Annotated in this window: 1 protein-coding gene and 1 pseudogene; one reads left to right on the top strand and one right to left on the bottom strand. The window is 54.8% G+C overall.

Translation table 11 applies throughout. The features are described 5' to 3' along the window. A pseudogene (locus tag FEM54_RS33720) lies at nt 1–124 on the bottom strand (glycerophosphodiester phosphodiesterase); the annotation flags it as partial. Between the two features lie 232 nt (nt 125–356). Here FEM54_RS33720 and FEM54_RS33715 point away from each other — a divergent pair. Further along, the coding region (locus tag FEM54_RS33715) for a DUF2025 family protein (protein ID WP_138454418.1) at nt 357–544 on the top strand (188 nt) is incomplete at its 3' end.

The following is a 544-nucleotide window of genomic DNA, read 5'->3' as shown; positions in this document are numbered from 1 at the left end:
CCGGGTACGGAATGCCTTCGTTTGTCGCCAATTCAGCCGGGCTGATCGGGTCGGCAGCCTGTGCCTGACCAAGGCCGAGCATCAGAGCGAGCAGCAGGGCGCTCTTGGTAAACGTGACAGGCATATGCGAAGTCCTTTCGTGGAGGTAACTTTGAGAAGGCGTCCTTTTTAACAATTGATTGCGAAAGGCGCTATCACCAAACCGACATTAAGGTACTCACGAGGCATTTTTGTGGGTTTTTTTGTGCTGTGTTGCAGTATTCTTGGCCAAAGCTGCCCCGTTAGAGGGCAGTAATTTCTGCCACGCGTGTAAACCATCTTTCCAGTCCCTGTGGGACTTTTCAGTGAGGTTTACCATGCGCATCACTTCCGAGCTTATCTGCCAGGCCGCCGACCAACTCCAGGGTTTTGTCGGCCTGAACCGTAAAACCGGCTACTACATCGTGCGTTTCAGCGAAGACGCCTTCGGCATGGACGTGGCCGATGACGGCATCATCCCCACTGCCGAATTTGTCTGGCTGCCGGCCGCCGACCACACCATGAC

It is taken from the genome of Pseudomonas edaphica (assembly GCF_005863185.1).
In the GTDB taxonomy this organism is placed as follows: domain Bacteria; phylum Pseudomonadota; class Gammaproteobacteria; order Pseudomonadales; family Pseudomonadaceae; genus Aquipseudomonas; species Aquipseudomonas edaphica.
Note: the sequence above shows the minus strand (reverse complement) of the source record. Positions and strands in the feature narration are given on the sequence as shown.